Origin of the sequence: Gilliamella sp. B2785 (genome assembly GCF_026537005.1) — a bacterium.
GTDB classification, from domain to species: Bacteria; Pseudomonadota; Gammaproteobacteria; order Enterobacterales; family Orbaceae; genus Gilliamella; species Gilliamella apicola_E.
This window is the reverse complement of the sequence record NZ_JAFNNC010000001.1, coordinates 138,888-161,188: the sequence shown is the minus strand read 5'-3', so window position 1 is coordinate 161,188 and position 22,301 is coordinate 138,888. Positions and strand designations below refer to the sequence as shown.

The 22,301-nt window shown below is 36.1% G+C and carries 15 protein-coding genes; 11 read left to right on the top strand and 4 right to left on the bottom strand.

Features of this window, described 5'->3' with window-relative positions:
* Positions 1–180: 180 nt before the first annotated feature.
* Together lptG and lptF are read right to left on the bottom strand one after the other, a co-directional pair.
* Entirely contained in the window at positions 181–1,245 is a 1,065-nt protein-coding gene (lptG, locus tag J3U24_RS00750; protein WP_065734191.1) for an LPS export ABC transporter permease LptG, read from the bottom strand.
* Between the two features lie 10 nt (positions 1,246–1,255).
* On the bottom strand, positions 1,256–2,359 hold the full coding sequence (lptF, locus tag J3U24_RS00745; protein ID WP_267336908.1) for an LPS export ABC transporter permease LptF: 1,104 nt from the start codon (positions 2,357–2,359) through the stop codon (positions 1,256–1,258).
* Between the two features lie 138 nt (positions 2,360–2,497).
* Between lptF and J3U24_RS00740 the strand changes: the two genes are divergently transcribed.
* From J3U24_RS00740 to J3U24_RS00700, 9 genes are all read left to right on the top strand, one after another.
* A complete protein-coding gene (locus J3U24_RS00740) occupies positions 2,498–3,976 on the top strand; it encodes a leucyl aminopeptidase (protein WP_267336907.1) in 1,479 nt (492 codons plus the stop codon).
* 8 nt (positions 3,977–3,984) lie between these two features.
* On the top strand, positions 3,985–4,443 hold the full coding sequence (locus tag J3U24_RS00735) for a DNA polymerase III subunit chi (RefSeq protein ID WP_267336906.1): 459 nt from the start codon (positions 3,985–3,987) through the stop codon (positions 4,441–4,443).
* Positions 4,444–4,724: 281 nt separating this feature from the next.
* Positions 4,725–6,176, top strand: a complete 1,452-nt coding sequence (locus tag J3U24_RS00730; RefSeq protein WP_267330285.1) for a hypothetical protein — start codon at positions 4,725–4,727, stop codon at positions 6,174–6,176.
* 762 nt (positions 6,177–6,938) lie between these two features.
* The gene (locus J3U24_RS00725; protein WP_267346954.1) at positions 6,939–7,397 is read left to right on the top strand and encodes a hypothetical protein; all 459 of its coding nucleotides are present in this window, start codon (positions 6,939–6,941) and stop codon (positions 7,395–7,397) included.
* A 139-nt stretch (positions 7,398–7,536) separates the two neighbouring features.
* Complete coding sequence (locus tag J3U24_RS00720) at positions 7,537–7,845, top strand: hypothetical protein (RefSeq protein WP_267336902.1); 309 nt, start codon at positions 7,537–7,539, stop codon at positions 7,843–7,845.
* 653 nt (positions 7,846–8,498) lie between these two features.
* Positions 8,499–9,344, top strand: coding sequence for a Rossmann-like and DUF2520 domain-containing protein (locus J3U24_RS00715; RefSeq protein WP_267336901.1), 846 nt, complete (start codon positions 8,499–8,501; stop codon positions 9,342–9,344).
* Positions 9,341–10,183, top strand: a complete 843-nt coding sequence (gene panB, locus J3U24_RS00710; protein ID WP_267336900.1) for a 3-methyl-2-oxobutanoate hydroxymethyltransferase — start codon at positions 9,341–9,343, stop codon at positions 10,181–10,183. The genes J3U24_RS00715 and panB overlap by 4 nt, the downstream gene beginning before the upstream one ends.
* 18 nt (positions 10,184–10,201) lie before the next feature.
* Positions 10,202–11,047 (top strand): pantoate--beta-alanine ligase, encoded by an 846-nt coding sequence (gene panC, locus J3U24_RS00705; protein WP_267336899.1) that lies wholly within the window; start codon positions 10,202–10,204, stop codon positions 11,045–11,047.
* Between the two features lie 182 nt (positions 11,048–11,229).
* Positions 11,230–14,088 carry a valine--tRNA ligase gene (locus J3U24_RS00700; RefSeq protein WP_267336898.1) on the top strand — a complete coding sequence of 953 codons (2,859 nt, stop codon included), beginning with the start codon at positions 11,230–11,232 and terminating at the stop codon, positions 14,086–14,088.
* A gap of 43 nt (positions 14,089–14,131) precedes the next feature.
* On the opposite strand, the gene J3U24_RS00695 is transcribed toward J3U24_RS00700, so the two are convergent.
* On the bottom strand, positions 14,132–14,803 hold the full coding sequence (locus tag J3U24_RS00695; protein ID WP_267330290.1) for an OmpW/AlkL family protein: 672 nt from the start codon (positions 14,801–14,803) through the stop codon (positions 14,132–14,134).
* A 224-nt stretch (positions 14,804–15,027) separates the two neighbouring features.
* Positions 15,028–16,416: an EmmdR/YeeO family multidrug/toxin efflux MATE transporter gene (locus J3U24_RS00690; RefSeq protein WP_305082835.1), complete on the bottom strand. Its 1,389-nt coding sequence runs from the start codon at positions 16,414–16,416 to the stop codon at positions 15,028–15,030.
* Positions 16,417–17,135: 719 nt separating this feature from the next.
* Here J3U24_RS00690 and J3U24_RS00685 point away from each other — a divergent pair.
* Together J3U24_RS00685 and J3U24_RS00680 are read left to right on the top strand one after the other, a co-directional pair.
* Positions 17,136–17,852 carry an epoxyqueuosine reductase QueH gene (locus J3U24_RS00685; protein ID WP_065563497.1) on the top strand — a complete coding sequence of 239 codons (717 nt, stop codon included), beginning with the start codon at positions 17,136–17,138 and terminating at the stop codon, positions 17,850–17,852.
* Positions 17,853–18,013: 161 nt separating this feature from the next.
* Entirely contained in the window at positions 18,014–22,288 is a 4,275-nt protein-coding gene (locus tag J3U24_RS00680) for an acyl-CoA dehydratase activase-related protein (RefSeq protein WP_267336897.1), read from the top strand.
* The last annotated feature ends 13 nt before the right edge of the window (positions 22,289–22,301 follow it).

Sequence of the window (22,301 nt, the reverse complement as noted above, 5' to 3'; positions counted from 1 at the left end):
GCATCCTTTATTTAAATAAAGGGTGCGAACTAAACCAATCAACCTTAGCCTGAAGCCTACAAAATCATTGTTTAACTTAATTGGTATACGTAAAGGAAATTTTGAAGAATATTGCGGATGAAATTGGCATATAACTTATCAAGTTTATATGCCAATATCGTAGGAGATCAAAGCTATAATTTAATTTTTTCTTTTAAATAAAATATAACTGATTAACAAAAACACAAAGCTAGTTAGCATAGAGCCAACAATAGGGTAAATGCCCATCACAATACTGGCTTGAGCAAAAAGATTATCGGCGATATAAAAGATAAAGCCAAAAGTAATACCTATAATCACCCTAATACCCATAGATACACTTCGTAATGGTCCAAAAATGAAAGATAAGGCCAACAACAACATCACTGCAACTGAAACGGGTTTAATCAGCTTTTTCCAAAATAACAAATCATAATATTTTGTATCTTGGCCCGAATTTTTCAAATATTGCGAATATTGATAGAGTCCTGATGCTGACAATGAATCAGGGTCAAAAGCTACAATACTCAACTTATCAGGTGTGATATTAGTTTTCCACTGCATAGTAAGTGAGTTCGTACCCGTTATTTGTTGTGGATTGGTTAAATCATTCATCTCGATTTGTGATAACGTCCAACTTCCATTTTCAAACACTCCGCTATCAGCATGAGTAATCGATAGTAATTTATTTTTATCAACTTTATAAATATCAATATTTGAGATAGAACTATCATTATTAACATGGTCGATATAGATATAATCATTACCATCTTTCGCCCATAAACTGCCTTGTTGAGCTAATAAAGAATTACCATAAAGCTTTTCTGAGCGCATATTACGAGCGGTTTGTTCACTGATAGGAGCAACCCATTCACCAATTGCCATTGTTATAAGCACTAAAGGGAGAGCAGTTTTCATCACAGCTAATGCAATTTTAAAACGACTAAAACCTGAAGTTTCCATCACAATAAGCTCGCTTCTTGAAGCTAAAATCCCTAAACCGATTAAGCCGCCTAAAAGTGCTGCCATAGGGAAAAATATTTCTATATCTTTAGGTACCATTAGCAAAGAATAAAAACCAACTGACAAGGCATCATAATCAACTTTGATTTTTCTAAGTTGGTCAATAAAACGAATAATTCCTGACAAACTAATTAATAAAAATAAGCAAATGCCAATGGTATTTAAAATAGTTTTACCAATATAGCGATCTAAAATCGAAAACATCGTTCTCCCCTTAAGACGCAATAAATTTTAAACGAAGTTTACGCATAAATAAGTTATCCCAACAATTTAAAATCAAAGCCAGAACAAAATACCCTAGATTAATCAGATAAAACCACAAAGCGGGATCTAAGCGACCTTTACCAGCATTAGCTTTAACCGAACTAGAAAGTAAAAAATAGACTAAATAAAGCAGTAACGCTGGTAAAATTTGTGCAAGCCTTCCTTGTCTTGGATTTGACTCACTCAATGGAATCACTAAAAAAGCCATCAAAGGAACCGAAATTATCAACGTCAATCGCCAATAAAATTCAGCATTAGCCTTCGGTGTTGGATTTTCATGAAGCTCAAGCAATCCTAATTGCTGAACATCCACTTTATCATCATCAACATTGCTTTCTAGCTCCTTAGGTTTAATAATACCTAAATAGTTATGAAAATTCGAAATTCTAAAATCTTTTAATTGTGCCGTGCCTTCATAACGATTTGCATTTTCAAGTGTGATGATTTGATTACCATCTTTATCTTCTTCAGTTTTCCCTTTATTAGCAATAATAATAGAAGGGCGTTGAGCATTTTTCGGATTAATTTGGGCTATAAATACGTTATCTAGCTTATTATGATCAACATTACCAATATAAATTACCGAGTTGCCATCAGGTGTTTGTTGAAATTGGCCAGCTAACAAACCGGCTAAACTTGGATTAATCTTGGCATTTTCGACTAGCTGATCTTGTCTCACGCTAGACCAAGGTCCAAACCAAAGGCTATTGAGTGCTGTGAATATACAGGTGATCACACACAGAAATAGCACAACCTGATAGTTAAGTCTTCTCTTAATCCCACATGCATGCATTGCGACCATCTCGCTGTCCGAATAAAGCCGACCAAAGGTAACAAGCACACCTAAAAACAGACTTAGTGGCAAAATAAGATCAGCCATATTCGACACACCTAACACTAAAAGTGGCATAATCAAATCACGTGGAATACTGCCATCAATAGCGCTGGATAAAATTCTGATTAATTTTTGAGAAAAGAAAATTAGCAATAAAATAAACAGTATTGCACCTTGTGTTTTCATCGTCTCTTTAATTAAATATCGGCGAATTATCACTTTTTTACCTATCTATCCGTTTTATCAAATCGCACTATTATAATCTGATTTGCGTTGTTTCGTTATCTTTTTGTTGCTATCGTTTAATGAACCGATAAAATGTTACTATTCACCATAAAAATCTTACAAGAGAACGCTATGAAATACTCAATCAAAAACAGCTCATTAATCACATTACAAAAAGAAGAATGTTTAGTGGTAACTGTCCAATTAGGCAAGAAACAAACTAGTTTAATCAAGGATATAGATGAATTAAGCAAGGGTATGATTAGTCAGCTGATCAAGTCAGATGACATTAACTGCGAATTAGGTAAAACCACCTTTTTATACGCTTGCCCGAATTCTCCGAAAATATTAGTTGTAGGGTGTGGCCAAGCAAAAAATTTTGATATTAACGCTGCAAAAAAAATGATACAAGCAGCTACAAAAGAGTTAATAACTAAACAAGTTAAAAATATAAGTTGGGACATTCTGACTCTAAATCCTGCAATAAGTGGTGAAATTGCTAAACAACTACCACAAATTACTAGCGAATTAACCTATAGTTTTGACCAATTCAAATCAACAAAATCAGAAAAACCAAGCTTACAAAAAGTAACGCTACTTTATAGCGATAAAAAAACAATCAAGCATGTAGAAAGTCAATTATCGCAAGGACAAATTATTGCAAATGCTATTGTCAGTACCAAAAACATTGCCAACATGCCATCTAACATCGGCAATGCTAAATACTTAGCAGAGCAGGGCAAAAGTTTAGGTAAACAGCATTCAAGCTTGAAAGTGACATGCTTAGGTGAAAAAGAGCTTGCTAAACTTAACATGAACGCTTATTTAGCGGTTGGACGAGGCTCAGCTAACGAATCAATTATGACAGTCATCGAATACCATGGCGCGAAAGACAAAAAAGCCAAACCATATGTATTAGTTGGTAAAGGATTAACCTTCGATTCAGGAGGCATATCCATCAAACCATCAGCCGGTATGGATGAAATGAAATATGATATGTGCGGTGCCGCCACTGTGTTTGGTGTAATGCAAGCTGTGGCTGAATTAAAACTACCTATCAACGTAATTGGCGTGATGGCTGGTTGTGAAAATATGCCAGATGGTAATTCATACCGTCCTGGTGATATCTTAACCACCATGTCGGGCACCACCGTTGAAATCATTAATACCGATGCAGAAGGTCGTTTAGTATTATGCGATGCTTTAACTTATGTTGAACGTTTCCAACCCAAGACTGTGATTGACATTGCTACACTTACTGGTGCTTGTATCATTGCACTCGGTCATCATTATACTGGCGTGATGGGTAATAACGCAGAGCTTACTGAACAACTGGTAAAATCCTCAAATCAAGCGGGAGACAAAGCGTGGTCATTACCGATTGATAGTGATTTCCAAGAACAAATCAAATCAACCTGCGCTGACATTGTCAATGCTGCTGGTCGAGATGGTGGAACGATTACAGCCGCTTGTTTCCTATCTCGCTTTACTGAAAAATACCAATGGGCACATCTTGATATTGCAGGAACAGCTTGGAAATCGGGTGCAAACAAAGGTGCTACAGGCAGACCAGTCGCGATGTTAATTCAATACTTACTTAACCAAAAATGAGTAAATACATGAAAAAAGTGATATTTTATCTACTTGAAAACCCAACCCCAGCCAATGATGCCGGGGTTTTATTCAAAGAAAAGCTTGCGTGTGAAAAAATTGTTGAAGCATGGCAAAATCGGCAACGTGTGTTAGTGGCCTGTCAAGATCAAGCGCAAGCTGAACGTATTGATGAATATTTATGGCAACTCGATACTGAAAATTTTGTTCCCCATAATCTAGCTGGCGAAGGCCTGAAAAGCGGATCACCTGTCGAAATCTGTTGGCCACAAAAGCGCAGTAGCAATGGTTCACGTCACTTACTTATCAATCTACAAGAGCAATACCCTGAATTTGCTGGTGTATACCGCGATATTATTGACTTTGTCCCTATCGAAGAACAACAAAAATCGCTAGCCCGTGAAAGGTATAAAACCTATAAACAAGCAGGCTTTAATCTTAAAACCATTCCGATCTTAATTAGCTAGCATTGCTAGATTTATCAGTAAAAGAGATGGGGAATTCCAGTAGTTGAGTCGATTATACCTGTAATATTTATGTAGTTTCTCTTCATCACTGTAGCGTTAAATCCAAATCCTCTAGATTGTGTTCAAAAAATATCCAAGATTAATTTTCTCTGACTAATACGATAGGTATAACAAATTGATTAACAAATATCTTTAATTTATACTCTCGAAAAGATCAGGAAAGATCAAAATACAATAAAAAAAACAATAAAAAACAAGTTGTAACAAAAAAGGACTAAAATATGTTCAAATACAATTTTCTTCTTAAAAAGAAAAAGATATTACTATCAACTTTAGGCTTGCTTACTATATCTAATTCAGCTACGTCAATCTCGGTATCCACCTTAAAAAGTATCGAAGGTTACCCACCTTATGTATCATTTGATAATGGACAAACCAAATCGGAGTATCTATCCCCTTTGTTGTCAATCACATTACCCAATGGTGAAGAAATCACTGCGCATACCGATACCTCATCGACTGAACATCCGATTAAATTTGATAACGAAGATGTCAAATTCTCCGATATAAAAACTATCGTCACATTGCCTTCGCAAAACGCGAATTACCCTCGACTACCGATTCAAGATGTCATCCTCAATTCTAATTTTTGGGGTGATGATGACGGCGATAATAACCCGGTAATAACTGGCGATTTACTGGTAAACTGGACTGACGGTGACGGTAATGATCTAACCAATTTTGTTAAAAATAATCAAAATGCTGTATTAGATCCTTGTGATGCCCCTTTTAAGTTATTGATATCTGCTGACAATGGCACGATCAGCACGCAATATGGTATTCCTAACCAAAGTTCTTTTATCGGCGAACAACACGCTTATTATATGTACCCGAAAGTCGCTTCTGGGGTTAAATTTTGTTATGCACAACCGAATCTTAACAATGAAGGTGATGTAGATAACACTTGGGTTAGAGGTAAGGGCTTTACGATAAATGATACCGATAATCCGGGAAACAATTTTCCAACGATTGGATCTAACAACTTATTTTTCGACCTTAAACTTGCTGGCTTAAGTGTTGCTGAAGTTATCGATATCAATGGTACTAACGTTTCATCTCTTGGTGGAACTGGGGTACATTTAGCCTTAAGTGAGCATAACGGAAAATTGCGAGTGACCTTAAAAGGGCCTTCAGCTGCAAGCAATGGCGGTAAATTTGTACCTTCAGTTTTTAAATTGTACGCCGATCGCAACAAAACTAATGTATTTTATTCATTTTTTATCCAGCGCTGGATGATCGCCTTCCCGGATGGCCCTTCAGAAAATTGGGCTGCTAGTTCTGATCGTTGTAATACCTTAAATGGTACATACCATCTACCGGCAGTATGGGATTTTACAAACTCTAATCGTAAAGTCGACGCATCCGGCAACCAAATTAACTGGGAAGAAGGTGTACCAGGAGTTGGCGAAATTTACCGTAGGAAGATTAGCTACCGAAACAGTGCGACTACCGAATGGATGGGTGGTATATTCTCTGAATGGGGTAAGGTAACCAGGGAATATTATCCGGATAGTGATTGGATAGTTTATGATAGTGATTATGGTGACGCATATTATTGGGCTGCGACCGTCCATAGTCCCAAAAATCATTACGTAGTTGAATCAGGAACTGGCGTTGTTGGTTTCAGAACCGACAGCTATAATAATTTCTTAAGCAGTTGTGTGGCTTGGTAATTATCGTTGTTGAGAAAAAACCTTATAGCAATTTTTGTTATAAGGTTTTTTTAAAGATAATTTAACAGTCTATTTTCTTTGTATAACCATTAATCCACTCACAAACTCAGCCTTATTGAATTGGTAATTCTTCCGCTTTGCTTTTTGTAAAAAGTCTATATACCAACGCGTATCTCACCATCGCTTTTAGCATGATTGACTAACTAATTAGGCAAACTTTATTAAGGCGCAAAGTTGTATTTTTAATTTTGTAAAATAAAAGTGGAATATTAAACACAAGAGCAAAACCCTGAATTTGCTGGCGTATATCGCGATATTATTGACGTTGTCCCCATTGAAGAACAATAAAAATCGCAAGCACGATAAAGATATAAAACCTACAAAGAAGCTAGATTTAACCTAAAAACCATCCTAATTTTATGTTCTTAAATTTATAAAAATAAGGTTGTTATCAATAAATTTATTATTACAAGGAATGGCTATATCTGATGTGGCAAGATAGTTCTAGCATCAGTAATACTATATAAAGACGGCATCAGGAGCTGGAAAATCTGCTCAATAAAATTTCAAAATCCTATCAGCATCACAAATTATAAAAAGACCTTAGTCGAAGGTTGGCAAAGCTTTATTGAAAGGAAATTTCACCTATGAATAATATTGTCGCTATGTGTAACCTATTAAATTAATGAAGAATTTATTAAATTGTTTGTTATAATAGACAATAGTCAATTCTATACAGGAAGTAAAATGTTTAAAAATTTATTGGCGCTCTCAATATCATTATTGACTCTAGTTGGTTGTCAAGAGCGACAAAAAGTTACTGCTGAAATGCTAGAAGGAACTTGGGATTGTAAAGTCGACGATAGTCGCGGTACAAGCTATCATTATTACGACTCAAAATTGAAAGGAATACAATCTTATACACTCAATAATACAGGTTATGTAGCGTTTATTAAGAAACAGGAAGAAGGGTTCGAAGTAGAAACAAAATATTATGCGTTTATTGCGCCTATTTCTCCTGATGATAACTACGCAAAACTCAATGGTGCAATTGAATGTGAATCGATAGATCAAATCAATAATATTATAACTGAAATTGAGTATAAGTTTATTTCAAAAGATGAATTAAAAGAAAGTTCATTTACAAAATACGAACATTGTGATCCAAGAAGAACCTTTATGGAATTTAATATTGAAGCTACTTGTAAACGTGTACCTTGAATTTAACTTCCTTTTGCGTTTTTTTGTTGTAGAAAGATGCATTGTATTTAGAATTAAAAGGATTTTTAGTATCAAATAATCAAAAGATTAAGATTGATTGGATTAAGGATAATTTGGTCTTTACAAGGATGTACAAATAATGAAAACGAAAATAATAGTAGCTTTAGTTTTTTTTATTACTCTGATACAAAATGCGTATGGGATTAGGGCTTACAGAAGTTATTATACCCCACGAATTCATACGCATTATTCCTCTAGACACCCTTCAAGGGGTGGCGATGGAGATGATCCTTCTATATTTATCTTTTTTCTATTCGTCATGGCTGTTGGTGTCATTTTTTATCATATTTTCAAAAACCTACAAGAATCAAAACAAAAGAAAAAATTGGAAGAAGATAAACGTAAAAAACAACTTAATTCAGAAAACAGAAAAGATAAAAAAGATTAAGAAAAAAGAAGATGCAAATTCATCAAAAAGATGTGCAAATAATTTGGGAAAGAATAATAAATTATATGTTATCTATTATTTATAGGATTGCATTATGATAATTCAGGGATGACGATATTTAACTTTTCCAGATTATTATTAATCTTTATCAATCGCGTGTATGGCTTTTTAAAATTAATAAAAAAAAGTTGAGGAACGGGGTTTTTGAAGTTTAATTAGCGAGTAGTTCTTGCACAATCGCATATATTGCTTTTTAAAATTAATGAAAAAAAGTTGAGGAACGGGGTTTTTGAAGTTTAATTAGCGAGTAGTTCTTGCAGAATCGCATATATTGCTTTTTAAAATTAATGAAAAAAAGTTGAGGAGTGGGGTTTTTGAAGTTTAATTAGCGAGTAGTTCTTGCACAATCGCATATATTGCTTTTTAAAATTGATGAAAAAAAGTTGAGGAACGGGGTTTTTGAGGTTTAATTAGCGAGTAGTTCTTGCAGAATCGCATATATTGCTTTTTAAAATTGATGAAAAAAAGTTGAGGAACGGGGTTTTTGAGGTTTAATTAGTGAGTAGTTCTTGAATCTTATCTTGTTTTTGGGTTAAAAATTGAATCTCAATCAAATTAGGCTATAATGCCGCTTTGTTTAAATTTTGTTATTTATGATGAATATTGGTTTTATCGGTGCGGGTAAAGTAGGTTGTACGCTGGCTAAATATTTTAAACACAATGGCTTACAAGTTGCTGGTTTTTATAGTCGTAATGTGGACCAAGCGAAAATCGCAAGTGATTTTACAGAGAGCAAAACCTATTTAACGTTACCAAGTTTAGTTGATGATTGTGATTGTCTCTTTTTAACGGTACCAGATAGTCAAATTAGTCTGGTTTGGCAGTCACTTAGTCAGTTACCTATCAATGATAAATGGATTGGTCATTGCAGTGGTTTACTAACTTCACAAATATTCACCATTCAACAAACTGTTCATCCACTCTCGTTTTCTTTCCATCCTTTATCGGCTATCTACGATCGTTTTACCAGCTATAAAAGCCTGGAAAAAATATCTTTTACTTTAGAAGCTGATCCAACGCTATTACCGGCATTACAAAAATTATTGTCGCCTTTGAGTAATTCGATAGCGATATTATCAGCAGAACATAAAGCGCTTTATCATGCAGCTTGTGTGATGTTGAGTAATCATGTAGTCGCATTAGCTCAAGTGGGCAGTGATATGCTAGAAAAATGTGGATTAGATAGCAGTTTTTGCCAACAAGCATGGCATACACTGTTTTTAGATAATGCTAAAAATATTTGTAATGTAGGACCAATCGAAGCATTAACTGGTCCTGTTGAACGAAATGATATCAAAACGATAAAACAACATCTTGCCAACTTACCGAATGATATTAAACCGTTATATCAACAACTATCGACAATATTAGTTAATATCAGTCGTCAAAAACATCCGGATAGGGATTATCATCAATTAGAAATGGAGCTGTTACCTTGAAAAATACAATTTTGACTTTACAACAACGCAAACAAAATCAAGAAAAGATCACCATGCTAACCGCGTATGACTATACGACAGCAAAATTGATGGATGATAGCGGTGTCGACTGTTTATTAGTGGGTGATTCATTAGGTATGGTTATGCTGGGTTATGAAAGCACAGTATCAGTCACTATGGACGATATGATCCATCACTCTAAAGCCGTGGCCAGAGGCGCTAAAAAAGCATTGGTTGTAACCGATTTACCGTTTATGTCTTACCATGCATCTGTTTATGATGCCGTGCATAATGCTGGGCGATTGATACAAGAAGGGAATGCCCAGGCGGTGAAGCTTGAAGGTGGACAAGCATTTTGTGAGCATATTAAGATGATCGCTCAAGCCTCAATTCCTGTCATTGCCCATATTGGCTTAATGCCACAATCAGTATTAGCATTAGGTGGTTACAAAGTACAAGGTAAAAATTATCAAGCAGCAAAAGCGATTATTTTAGATGCTTTAGCTGTTGAACATGCAGGCGCTGCGGCAATTTTACTCGAATGTGTACCTGCTGATTTAGCTAAATTTATAACTGAACTTGTTAGCGTGCCTACTATTGGGATTGGCGCTGGTCATGGTTGTGATGGGCAAGTTTTAGTCTATCAAGATATGTTATCTATGTACGATGGTGTATCGTCCAAATTTGTTAAATCCTTTGCCCCAATGGGGGATCAAATGAAACAGGCATTTGCGGATTATTGCCAAGAAGTTAAACAGCAACAATTCCCTGCACCTATTCATGAGTTTGCTATTGATGATGAGATCATGACCAAACTCAAATCTGAATTTTCAAACTAGCTTGGAAGGATAATAAACATGAAAGTTATAACCACTATTGATGAAGTTCGCGATCAGGTTAAATCATGGCGTAACAATGGCGAAAGTATTGGTTTAGTGCCGACCATGGGTTATCTGCATGAAGGTCATCAAAGCTTAATGGCTAGTGCTAAAAAAGATAATCAAAGAGTCATTGTTACCATATTTGTTAATCCAATGCAGTTTGGACCTAAAGAAGACTTAGCTAGCTATCCGCGTGATTTAGAAAGAGATAAGAAAGCTTGTCAGCAAATGGGCGTTGATTTGATTTTTTGTCCGTCCGCCGATGAAATGTATGATGCGAATTTCAATAGCTATATCAATGTTAATGGTTTAACTGATGCGCTTTGTGGAAAAAAGCGACCAGGACATTTTAAAGGTGTTTGTACAGTTGTCACCAAACTATTTAATATTACTCAACCTGATCGTGCCTATTTTGGACAAAAAGATGCGCAACAATTAGCCGTCATTCAACGAATGGTACAAGATCTCAATATTCCCATCGAAATTATTGGTTGCCCGATTGTGCGTGAAAGTGATGGACTGGCTAAAAGTTCGCGCAATAGCTATTTGTCTGAACAAGAACGCCTAGCCGCTATTTGCTTATATCGTTCAATTGAACAGGCTAAGCAAATGATCAAAGCGGGTGAAAAATCAGTTGCAACCATCTTAAAAGCCATGCAAAACGTGATAAATAATGAACCATTAGCTAAAATTGACTATATTGAATTTGTTGATTTTGCAACGTTAACCAATGTTGATGTATTAAAGCAAGATAGTCTATGCGCTTTAGCGGTTTATATTGGTAAAACTAGATTGATCGATAATTTTATTTATCATCATTAACAATCCATTTATTGAGATAAAAGATCGCTTATCGACAAGCGATCTTTTGTTTACCATATTCCTACCGTCTAGGAAAATCGATTTAATCAACGACTTTATTCGTCTAGCAATTTATTGTTATGTCTTTTTACTGTAGAATAATAGCCATTTTTATGCCTTGAATTAGGATTGATGCCTTTATTATGAAAAATACGACTTATAATCCACAAGAAATCGAACAACCTATCTATCAACATTGGGAAGAAAGTGGTTACTTTAAGCCTAATGGTGACAAATCTCAGCCTAGTTATTGCATTGCTATTCCACCACCAAACGTAACGGGTAGTTTGCATATGGGACATGCATTTCAACAAACTATTATGGATGCATTAATTCGCTATCACCGTATGCAAGGTAATAACACGCTTTGGCAATCAGGTACTGACCATGCAGGTATTGCTACCCAAATGGTGGTAGAACGTAAAATTGCCGCTGAAGAAAATAAAACTCGCCATGATTATGGTCGAGATGCTTTTATCGAAAAAATTTGGCAATGGAAAGCTGAATCAGGTGGAAGTATTACTAAGCAGATGAGACGTTTAGGTGATTCTGTTGATTGGGATCGTGAACGTTTTACGATGGATGAAGGCCTTTCTAATGCTGTTAAAGAAGTTTTTGTAAGACTTTATCAAGAAGATTTGATTTATCGCGGTAAACGCTTAGTGAATTGGGACCCTAAATTACGCACAGCAATTTCAGATCTTGAAGTTGAAAATCGTGAAGTTAAAGGATCAATGTGGCATTTGCGCTACCCATTAGCGGATGGTGCAAAAACGGCAGATGGTAAAGATTATCTTGTTGTCGCAACGACTCGTCCTGAAACACTATTTGGTGATACTGGTGTGGCGGTTAATCCTGAAGATCCTCGTTATAAAGATCTCATTGGTAAATTTGTTATATTACCTTTTGTCAATCGTCGTATTCCTATTGTTGGCGATGAACATGCGGATATGACAAAAGGTACGGGGTGTGTAAAAATCACACCTGCTCATGACTTTAATGACTATGAAGTAGGGCGTCGTCATCAACTACCGATGATTAATATCTTTACCTTTGATGGTGAGATTCGTACGCAAGCAGAAGTATTTGATACTAATGGTGAGTCAAGCACCGCTTACTCAACTGAGATTCCGACACAATTCCAAAATTTAGAACGCTTTGCTGCACGTAAATTAGTTGTTGCAGAGTGTGAAGCTCAAGGTATTTTAGAAAAAATTGAACCACATGATCTCACCATTCCTTATGGTGATCGTGGTGGCGTGGTCATTGAACCAATGTTAACCGATCAGTGGTATGTTCGCGCTAAAGTCTTAGCTGAACCAGCAATAGCTGCTGTAAAAAATGGCGATATTCAATTTGTACCTAAACAGTACGAAAACATGTATTTTTCATGGATGAATGACATCCAAGATTGGTGTATTTCGCGCCAATTATGGTGGGGACACCGAATTCCGGCTTGGTATGATAATCAAGGTAATGTCTATGTTGGTCGTGACGAAGCTGAAGTTCGCCGTGAAAACGGTCTATCTGCTGATATCGATTTATCACAAGATGATGATGTACTTGATACTTGGTTCTCATCAGCGCTGTGGACATTCTCAACCTTAGGTTGGCCAGAAAAGACCGATGATTTAGCGACTTTCCATCCAACGAATGTTCTTGTAACTGGTTTTGATATCATCTTCTTCTGGGTCGCAAGAATGATTATGATGACGATGCATTTCATCAAAGATGAACATGGCAAACCTCAAGTACCTTTCAAAACAGTTTATGTAACTGGCTTGATTCGTGATGAAGAAGGGCAAAAAATGTCAAAATCTAAAGGGAATGTTATTGATCCTTTAGATATGATTGATGGGATATCACTTGCCGATTTATTAGAAAAACGTACTGGTAACATGATGCAACCACAGCTTGCTGAAAAAATTGCCAAACGTACTGAAAAACAGTTCCCTAATGGCATTGAAGCCCACGGTACCGATGCATTACGTTTTACTTTAGCGGCACTGGCGTCCACTGGTCGTGATATTAATTGGGATCTAAAACGTTTAGAAGGTTATCGTAATTTCTGTAATAAACTATGGAATGCTAGCCGTTATGTATTAATGAACACTCAAGATCACGATTGTGGATTTAAAGGTGGTGATTTAGAGTATTCATTAGCGGATAAATGGATCTTAGCGGAGTTTAATCAAACGGTGAAAACATACCGCGAAGCATTTGATACTTATCGTTTCGATTTAGCGGCTAATATCTTATATGAATTTACTTGGAATCAGTTCTGTGACTGGTATTTGGAGTTAACCAAATCAGTATTAGCTAATGGCGAGCAAAATCAACAACGAGCAGCTCGTCATACGTTAGTAACAGTCCTTGAAGCACTCTTGCGTTTGGCTCATCCAATCATTCCATTTATAACTGAAGCTATTTGGCAAAGTGTAAAACCATTAATGGCCATCAAAGCAGATACTATTATGTTACAACCAATGCCAGCCTTTGATAGCAAATTAGTTGATAATGAAGCAGTTGCTGATATCAATTGGATTAAAGATGCCGTTATCGCTGTTCGTAATATTCGTGCTGAAATGAATATTGCGCCAAGCAAACCGTTACAATTATTGATCAGAAAAGCATCACCGACGGTGCATCGTATTATTAGTGACAATGTCACCTTTATAGAGTCTTTAGCAAGATTATCAGAAATTGTCTTGTTAGATGAAGGTGAAGCAGGGCCATTATCGGTAACCAAATTGGTTGATGGTGCAGAGCTACTTATTCCAATGGCTGGTTTGATCAATAAAGATGATGAGCTAGCTCGACTTCAAAAAGAAATAGCTCGCATTGAAGGCGAAATTGCACGTATTGATAACAAGCTTTCCAATGCTAGCTTTGTTGATAAAGCACCAGCAGCTGTAGTGGCTAAAGAGAAAGAGAAACAACAAGGCTATGTTGCTGACAAAGCTAAATTACAAGAGCAGTATGAAGCAATAAAAAGTCTTTAAGAACATCAATAAAAAACCTCTCATATGAGAGGTTTTTTTATGATTAAAACTTGTAACCGACACCGAGCATCACAACCCAAGGATCGAGTTCGTATTTTGCCGTGACTTTAGTATTACCTAAATGAGTTTTAGCTTTAGTTTCAATATCGATATAACGGACTTGCGCGTTAATCAGCCAATTCTCATCTAAAGAATAATCAGCACCTACTTGTGCAGCCCAGCCCCAGGAATTATCTAAGTCTAAGCCATGAAAGCCTGCTTTCTTAGCTTCACCACTAAGTTTTTCATCAAAAAAGAAAGTATAGTTAACACCAAGGCCAACATAAGGTTGGAACTCATAGCTACTATCAAGCGGATACCACAGTGCGCTCAATGTTGGTGGTAAATGTTTAATTTTTCCTAAATGAGCACCGGATAAACCAGTAGAATTACCACCGCCAAGTTTCACTTGATGACTAAAAGGTGTGGCACCTAATAATTCAATAGCAAAATTATCAGTAATCATATATTGAAAATTCAGGCCTAGTTGCGTGTCATTATCGGCTTTAGCCTTAAGATCACTCTTTGCACCACCTACTTTAACATGATCACTTTTATCTTGAGGATGAACATAGACAGGACCACCACGGATGATAATTTGGTCGGCACTATGCGCTAGAGCGGCTGAGCTTGCTAATCCGAAAGTAACTAGCATAGCAATTGACGATACTCTCATTTTTATCTCCTTATTATATTTATATAAACTGCTAACTGAGCGTGATATATGCTTCATTAACAGACCGTTCTTTAATATAATGCTTAAAAGGATTAACAATTACCTAAAGGTATTGATGAATATCTTAGCACCATAACATGAGTAATGATATGGTAGATTTTTTAGATGAATTAATTAATAGTGCTTTTTGTTCAATTGATTCAGATTCAATAGGTAAATTTGATTTAAATTCGCTTTTGATGACGCCAAAGCCACTTGCCACTGATAAGTCGATGATAAAAGAAGATGCTTCGAATGATCCAATCTAAGAACATACCAAACCAAACACCAATCACACCAAAGCCGAAATAAACACCAAAAATATAGCCTACTACAATACGGCACATCCACATACTACCGATAGCGACCCACATGGTATAGCTAGCATCTTTCGCCCCTTTAAAACCATATGGCAAAACAAAGGATGACGCCCAGAATGGGGTAAATAAGGCATTAAACCAAAGTAAATGTTTGGAAATTTCGATAACTTCTTGATCATCGGTATAGAGCGAACTTAATAATCCAGCGAACGGAATGGATAAAAACGCTAAAAAGCAGAGTAATAAACTTGTTAAATGAAAGATATACTTAAGTTGCCGTGTTGGTTGATAGATTTGCCCCATACCAATGCGCTTACCAACAATTATGGTTGAGGTTGCGCCAAGTGTTCCACCTGGCAAATTAAGCAATCCAGCAATTGAAAATGCGATAAAGTTTGCCGCAATAGTCGATGTGCCCATGCCAGCAACAAAGGTCTGCGTGAGTAATTTTCCAATATTAAACATCACCGACTCAACACTAGCCGGAATACCAATCCCTAAAATATCAATCAGTATCTTGCCATTAAATGAATGAAAATAACTGCGAAGTGGGATAAATAATGCCCGGCTTGGTTTGATGGTCAACACCAACAAAATAAAAAACATCCCACAATAACGAGATGTAGTTAAACCAATACCTGCACCGATAAACCCAAGTCCTTGCCAACCGAAAGCACCATAAATTAGTACATAACTAATCGATAGATTCAGAATGTTCATAAGGATATTTAAATACATTGGAATTTTAGTATTGCCAGCGCCACGCAAAGCGCCACAACCAACTAAAATAAAGGCAAGGGCGGGGTAACCTAAAACGGTTAATCTTAGAAAGGTTAGTGTTAATTCCTTAACTTCAGGATCGGCCTTACCGGCAATAATCTCAACAATCCAATAGCCTGAAAACTCAACGAACAAAAATAGTAAAATTGAGATTATTACTAATAGCGTAATAGATTGTCTTGCTGCTACTACCGCTTTTTTACGATTATGTCGTCCTAAACTAAACGCGACTACGACGGAAGTTCCGAGTGCAACCGCCATAAAAAAGGACATCACAATCATATTAAAGCTTTCGGCCAAACCGACGGCAGCCATCTCGGCCTTACCAATCCAACTTACTAAAAATGTACTGAATATACCCATTAAAATGACAGACAAATTCTCAATCAGAATTGGCATTGCTAAAGGATATATTTCGCGCCAAAATAGCACATTGTTTGAACGTCGTTTTTTATAAAGTTGAAGATTCTTCAATCGACTTAGAACATCCAATTTAAGGCCTAAAGTTTTATTCGATAATTTGTGGCTATTATAACGCCTTTATGTGATAAAAATGAAATTATGTTTTAAAAAAATGGCTATCAATTTTAATTGATATAATACTTAACATTATCCGTGCATTGTCTCCTTAATCTCTGATATTTAAGATTAAAAATTAAATGATGAGGTAATTTTAGTGCTAATTAAAATAGGATTTAGCTATAGCAACATTTCAACACATAGTTAAGTAAAGGAAATAAACCTTTTTTAAGTGCTTAAAAAGTAATGTTGAGATAAGAAGAGATAATTATCAAAAAAAGTTGAGGAACGGGGTTTTTGAGGTTTAATTAGCAAGTAATTTTTACTCAATCGCGTGTATTGCTTTTTAAAATTGATAAAAAAAGTTGAGGAGCGGGGTTTTTGAGGTTTAATTAGCAAGTAATTCTTACTCAATCGTTTGTATTGCTTTTTAAAATTGATAAAAAAAGTTGAGGAATGGGTTTTTCGAGGTTTAATTAACAAGTAATTCTTACTCAATCGTGTGTATCGCTTTTTAAAATTAATAAAAAAAAAGTTGAGGAGCGGGGTTTTTGAAGCTTTAATTTTCTTCACAAAGCGATCTTTTCGCCTTAAACTTGAATGCTTTTTCAGTTCGCTATATTATAGCTGCCTTATTTTCCATTATTTACTTAAGCAAACGTTAAAGAGTACGAATGTTAATCAACGCCAAAGATATTCTCGAAAAATTAAATCCTCATAATAAAGTGAATTATGATTCAATTTTAAAAGAAGTGATTGCTGATTGGCAGTTGGCAGCGGCTCGACCTAAGTTGTTAATCCATAGTTGCTGTGCACCATGTAGTACTTATGTACTGGAATATTTAGCACAGTATGCTGATATCACGATCTATTTTGCCAATTCAAATATTCATCCCCGTGTGGAATATGAGTATCGCAGTGTCGTTCAACAGAAGTTTATTGCTGATTTTAATCAAAAGACTGGCAACCAGGTGCAGTTTTTAGAAGCACCTTATCAACCGGCTGAGTTTATTAAACAGGTAGAGCATTTGCGTGATGCGCCAGAAGGTGGTGAGCGGTGTCACCTTTGTTATAAGATGCGGTTAGATTTGGCGGCGATTAAGGCGCAAGAGTTGGGCTTTGATTATTTTGCTAGTGCGTTAACGCTAAGTCCTAAAAAGAATAGTCAAAAAATCAACCAACTTGGTTTCGAAATTCAGGAAATTTTTTCAGTTAATTATTTACCTTCCGATTTCAAAAAGAATAATGGTTATAAGCGTTCTATCGAACTTTGTAAGGAGTACGATGTTTATCGTCAATGTTATTGCGGCTGTATTTTTGCTGCAAAAGCACAAGGTGTCGATCTGAAGAATGTAATTGCTATCGCTAAGCAAGGGCTGGAGAAAGTATAACTCGATATTGATCCTCTTCAAAACATCCAAAATGTCATTTCCCTAACAAATTGATTAAAAATCTGAAAGATTTCGCTATAATAATTTTATAAAAGAAGAATAATTATTATTTATAATCCTATTATTGGTTAAGTCTAATTTTGCAAAATGTGAGTTTGTTTATGCCAAAAATATATAGGCTTGGATTGGATGTTGGTTCTACAACAGCTAAGTGTGTTGTACTCGATGAACAGGATAATTTTATTTATACCAATTATGTTCGTCATAACACCCATATTGTTAATACCGCTTTATCCCTGTTAGATGAAATTAAACAGCAGATTGGTGATGATGCTATTGTGTCGGTTAAGGTGACAGGCTCTGCTGGGATGGGGATTTCTGAGAAGGCCGGTATCGCTTTTATTCAGGAAGTTGTAGCAGCATCAGAAGTGGTACAACGCAAATATCCTGAGGTGCGAACTCTAATTGATATCGGTGGGGAAGATAGTAAGATGATCTTCTTTTTTCCTGATCGTCCGCCCGATATTCGTATGAATGGGAGCTGTGCTGGAGGAACCGGTGCCTTTATCGATCAGATGGCAACTTTACTTAATACCCCTGTGCAGGAATTTGACCTGCTTGCAACCAAACACGATAAAGTCTACCCAATCGCTTCTCGTTGCGGTGTGTTTGCGAAAACCGATGTGCAAAATTTAATTAGCCGTAATGTTTCCAAAGAAAATATTGCATACTCTGTTCTACATGCAGTTTGTATTCAGTTAGTGAATACGCTAGCGCGTGGTTATGATATTGTGCCAAAAGTGATGCTGATTGGCGGGCCGTTTTCATTTATTCCAACTTTAGGCAAAGCCGCATTAGAAACGTTAAAGTTAAATGAGGAACAAATTGTTACTACAGAGCATCCTACGTTATTGTCGGCTTGGGGAGCGGCAATCCATGCTATTGAACGTAGTGAACTTACTATCAATGATTTCATTGATAGGCTAAGTGCGTCAAATAAGATTCAAGTCAATCAATCTTTTCGCTTAAAACCGTTATTTAACCAGTCGCTATCATTTAATGATTGGCAACAAAAACGCAAATATATCGAAATTCCTCGCCTAGCTTTAACCTCTTATCAAAAGCAAAACGCTTATTTAGGTATCGATAGTGGTTCAACAACGACTAAGATTACGCTAATTAGTGAGAATGATGAGCTACTTTTTACCTATTATGCACCCAATAATGGTCATTCAATTAAGGCATTAATTAAAGGGTTAACGGTACTTAAGGATGAGATTGAGGCATCTGGTAAAGAGATTGTAATTGTTCGTACTGGTGTTACTGGTTATGGAGAGGAGTTGTTGAAAGCAGCTTTTGCCATCGATGATGGTTTGGTTGAGACAATGGCTCATTTTGCCGCGGCTAAACATATCGACCCTAAGGTGAGTTTCATCATGGATATTGGCGGTCAAGATATGAAAGCTATTTTTATAGCTAATGGCGTGGTGAATCATATTGAGCTTAACGAAGCTTGTTCGTCAGGTTGTGGTTCATTTATTGAGACTTTTGCTAAATCCCTTAATTCAAATACTATTGATTTTGCTGATGCAGCGTGTAAATCCAAGAATCCTTGTGATTTAGGAACGCGTTGTACGGTATTTATGAACTCTAAAGTGAAACAAGCACTACGTGAAAATGCGACTGTTGGCGATATTTCAGCTGGACTTGCTTTTTCGGTGATTAAAAATGCGATTCATAAAGTGCTTAAGCTTCATGATATGCGTAAGCTTGGCGATCATATTGTGGTTCAAGGTGGTACTTTTAAGAATCCTGCTGTGTTTCGTGCTTTAGAGCAGTTAACTGGTGCTCAAATCGCTACTTCCAATATTCCTGAATTGATGGGGGCTTATGGTGCAGCGCTAGTTGCGAAAAATCATTATATAAATAATCAAACCCCTTCGCAGTTTATTGGCTTAGATAATCTACAAAAAGCTGAAGATAATAAAGCTAAACCTTCACGTTGTAAGGGGTGTGAGAATAATTGCGATATTATGATTTATCGCTTTGCTAATGGTCAACGTTATTATTCCGGTAATAAGTGTGAGCGATTTTTAAGCAATAATCAGCATCAAAATAAAAATGCATTTAATATGTTTGATTATAAGAATGCATTGTTATTCGATAGAGCTAATATGCTTAATGTTGACGCTAAACTCCATATCGGAATCCCTCGTGTTTTAGGGCAATATGAAAATTTTCCATTCTGGCATACGTTGTTAACTAGAAGTGGAATAAATGTGACGCTTTCACCCTATTCGACATATGATCTTTATGAGAAAGGGGCAGGTACCGTGATGTCAGATAGCATCTGTTTTCCTGCCAAACTTGTTCATGGCCATATTTTGGAGTTGATCGAGCAGAAGGTTGATCGCATTTTTATGCCGATGGTGGTATTTGAGTCTGACCATTTTGATAATGCAATTAATAGTTATAACTGTCCGATTGTGAGTAGTTATGCTGAGGTGATAAATAGCGCGATCAATCCAAAGACGAAATATAATGTGCCGTTGGATTATCCAGTAATTAATTTTAGTGATCAGAAGTTACTGAAAAAAGGATGTATCAATTATTTAATGTCGCTCGGTATTCCTAAAAATGTGGCGAGTCAGGCTTTTGCAGATGCACTAGTTGCTCAAGCTGAATATAAACAATCACTGAATAAAAAAGCTGTTGAGGTGTTGAATAATGCTAAAGAGACTGGTCGTTATGTGTTTATTTTAGCGGGTAGACCTTACCATAGCGATAGTTTAATTAATCATAAAACACCTGAGATTTTAAATGCGTTAGGTTGTGATGTCATAACCGAGGATTCCGTGTTGGGTGAAATCAGTCGATTATCGCCAGAGTTACAAATCTGTTCACAATGGAGTTATCCAAATCGATTGTATGCAGCAGCAAGTTTTGTTGCTGAGCAACCCAAAAATATTCAGTTTGTGCAACTTAACTCTTTTGGGTGTGGTCCTGATGCAATTGTTACCGATGAGTGTAAGGCGATTTTAGAATCCAAAGGTAAGACATGTACGATTATTCGTGTCGATGAGATCACTGCAACTGGCTCAGTACGTTTGCGTTTGCGTTCGATTATTGAATCAATCCGCATGAATCATCAACAACCATTAAAAATAGTTAAGCGTAAAAATACGACTATTTTTGCTAAGCAAGACAAACAGCGCCGTACTATATTGGCGCCATTTATTTCAGATTTTTATTCTCCATTGTTACCTCCAATTTTTGCTTTGTCTGGCTATAAGCTTGAAATCCTTCCAAAACCAGACAAAAGTTCGGTCGAGTGGGGACTTAAATATTGTAATAATGAGATTTGTTATCCAGCAACGATTATTGTTGGAGATATTATTAAAGCGCTAAATTCAGGTAAATATCAGCGTGATGAAGTGGCTATCGGTATTACCCAAACAGGAGGCCAGTGCAGGGCGAGTAGTTATCTTTCTTTAATTAAGAAAGCAATGATTAGTAATGGTTATGAAGATATTCCGATTGTGTCGCTAAGTACAGGTAATATTAATGAAATCGAACAACCAGGCTTTAAACTTAACTGGCTGAAAACATTACCAGCAACTTTTTTTGCTATGCTGTTTGCCGATTCGATTTCAAAGATGTTTTATTCGATTGCGCCTAGAGCAAAATATAAACAGCAAGCTAATCAGTTAAAAGAACTTTATATTAGAAAGTTACAGCAAATTATCAATCAACATAAAGGCAAAAAGGCGATCTTTTTGCTATTAAAAGAAGCTGTCGATCATTTCAATCAAATCGAAACCTTAAATAAAGATTGCCCTCAAATTGGAATTGTTGGGGAGATTTACGTTAAATATAACGGTTTCGGAAATCAAAATAGCATAGATTGGCTAGTCGAACAGGGGATAGAACCGGTTATTCCGCCAATGATCGAGTTTTTTGCTCAGTCTTTTGTTAACTATGATAGTAATGTTGATAATTATATTATTAACAAGAGTTTTGTTGCTTATTTTGTTCACTTTTTTGAAAAAGTAGCGCAGAAGTACATTGATCAAACTAATCAGATTTTGTCGGGATTTAAATATTATCAACCATTCCACAATATTCGTGATATGGCGACAAAAGCGGAAGAAATTCTTAGTTTAGCTAATCAATATGGTGAAGGTTGGTTAATTCCAGCTGGTATTATGACTTTTGCTCAACACGGTATTAATAATGTGATTAGTCTTCAACCGTTTGGCTGTATTGCTAATCATGTTGTTTCAAAAGGGGTAGAGAAACGTATGCGTGACCTTAATCCAAAACTTAATTTGCTTTATTTGGATTTTGATGATGGCGCAGGTGAAGTTAATGTGCTTAACCGTTTGCATTTTATGGTGAGTTCATTAAAGTATACTCAATTACAACGTATTGTTTAATTATGGATTAAGG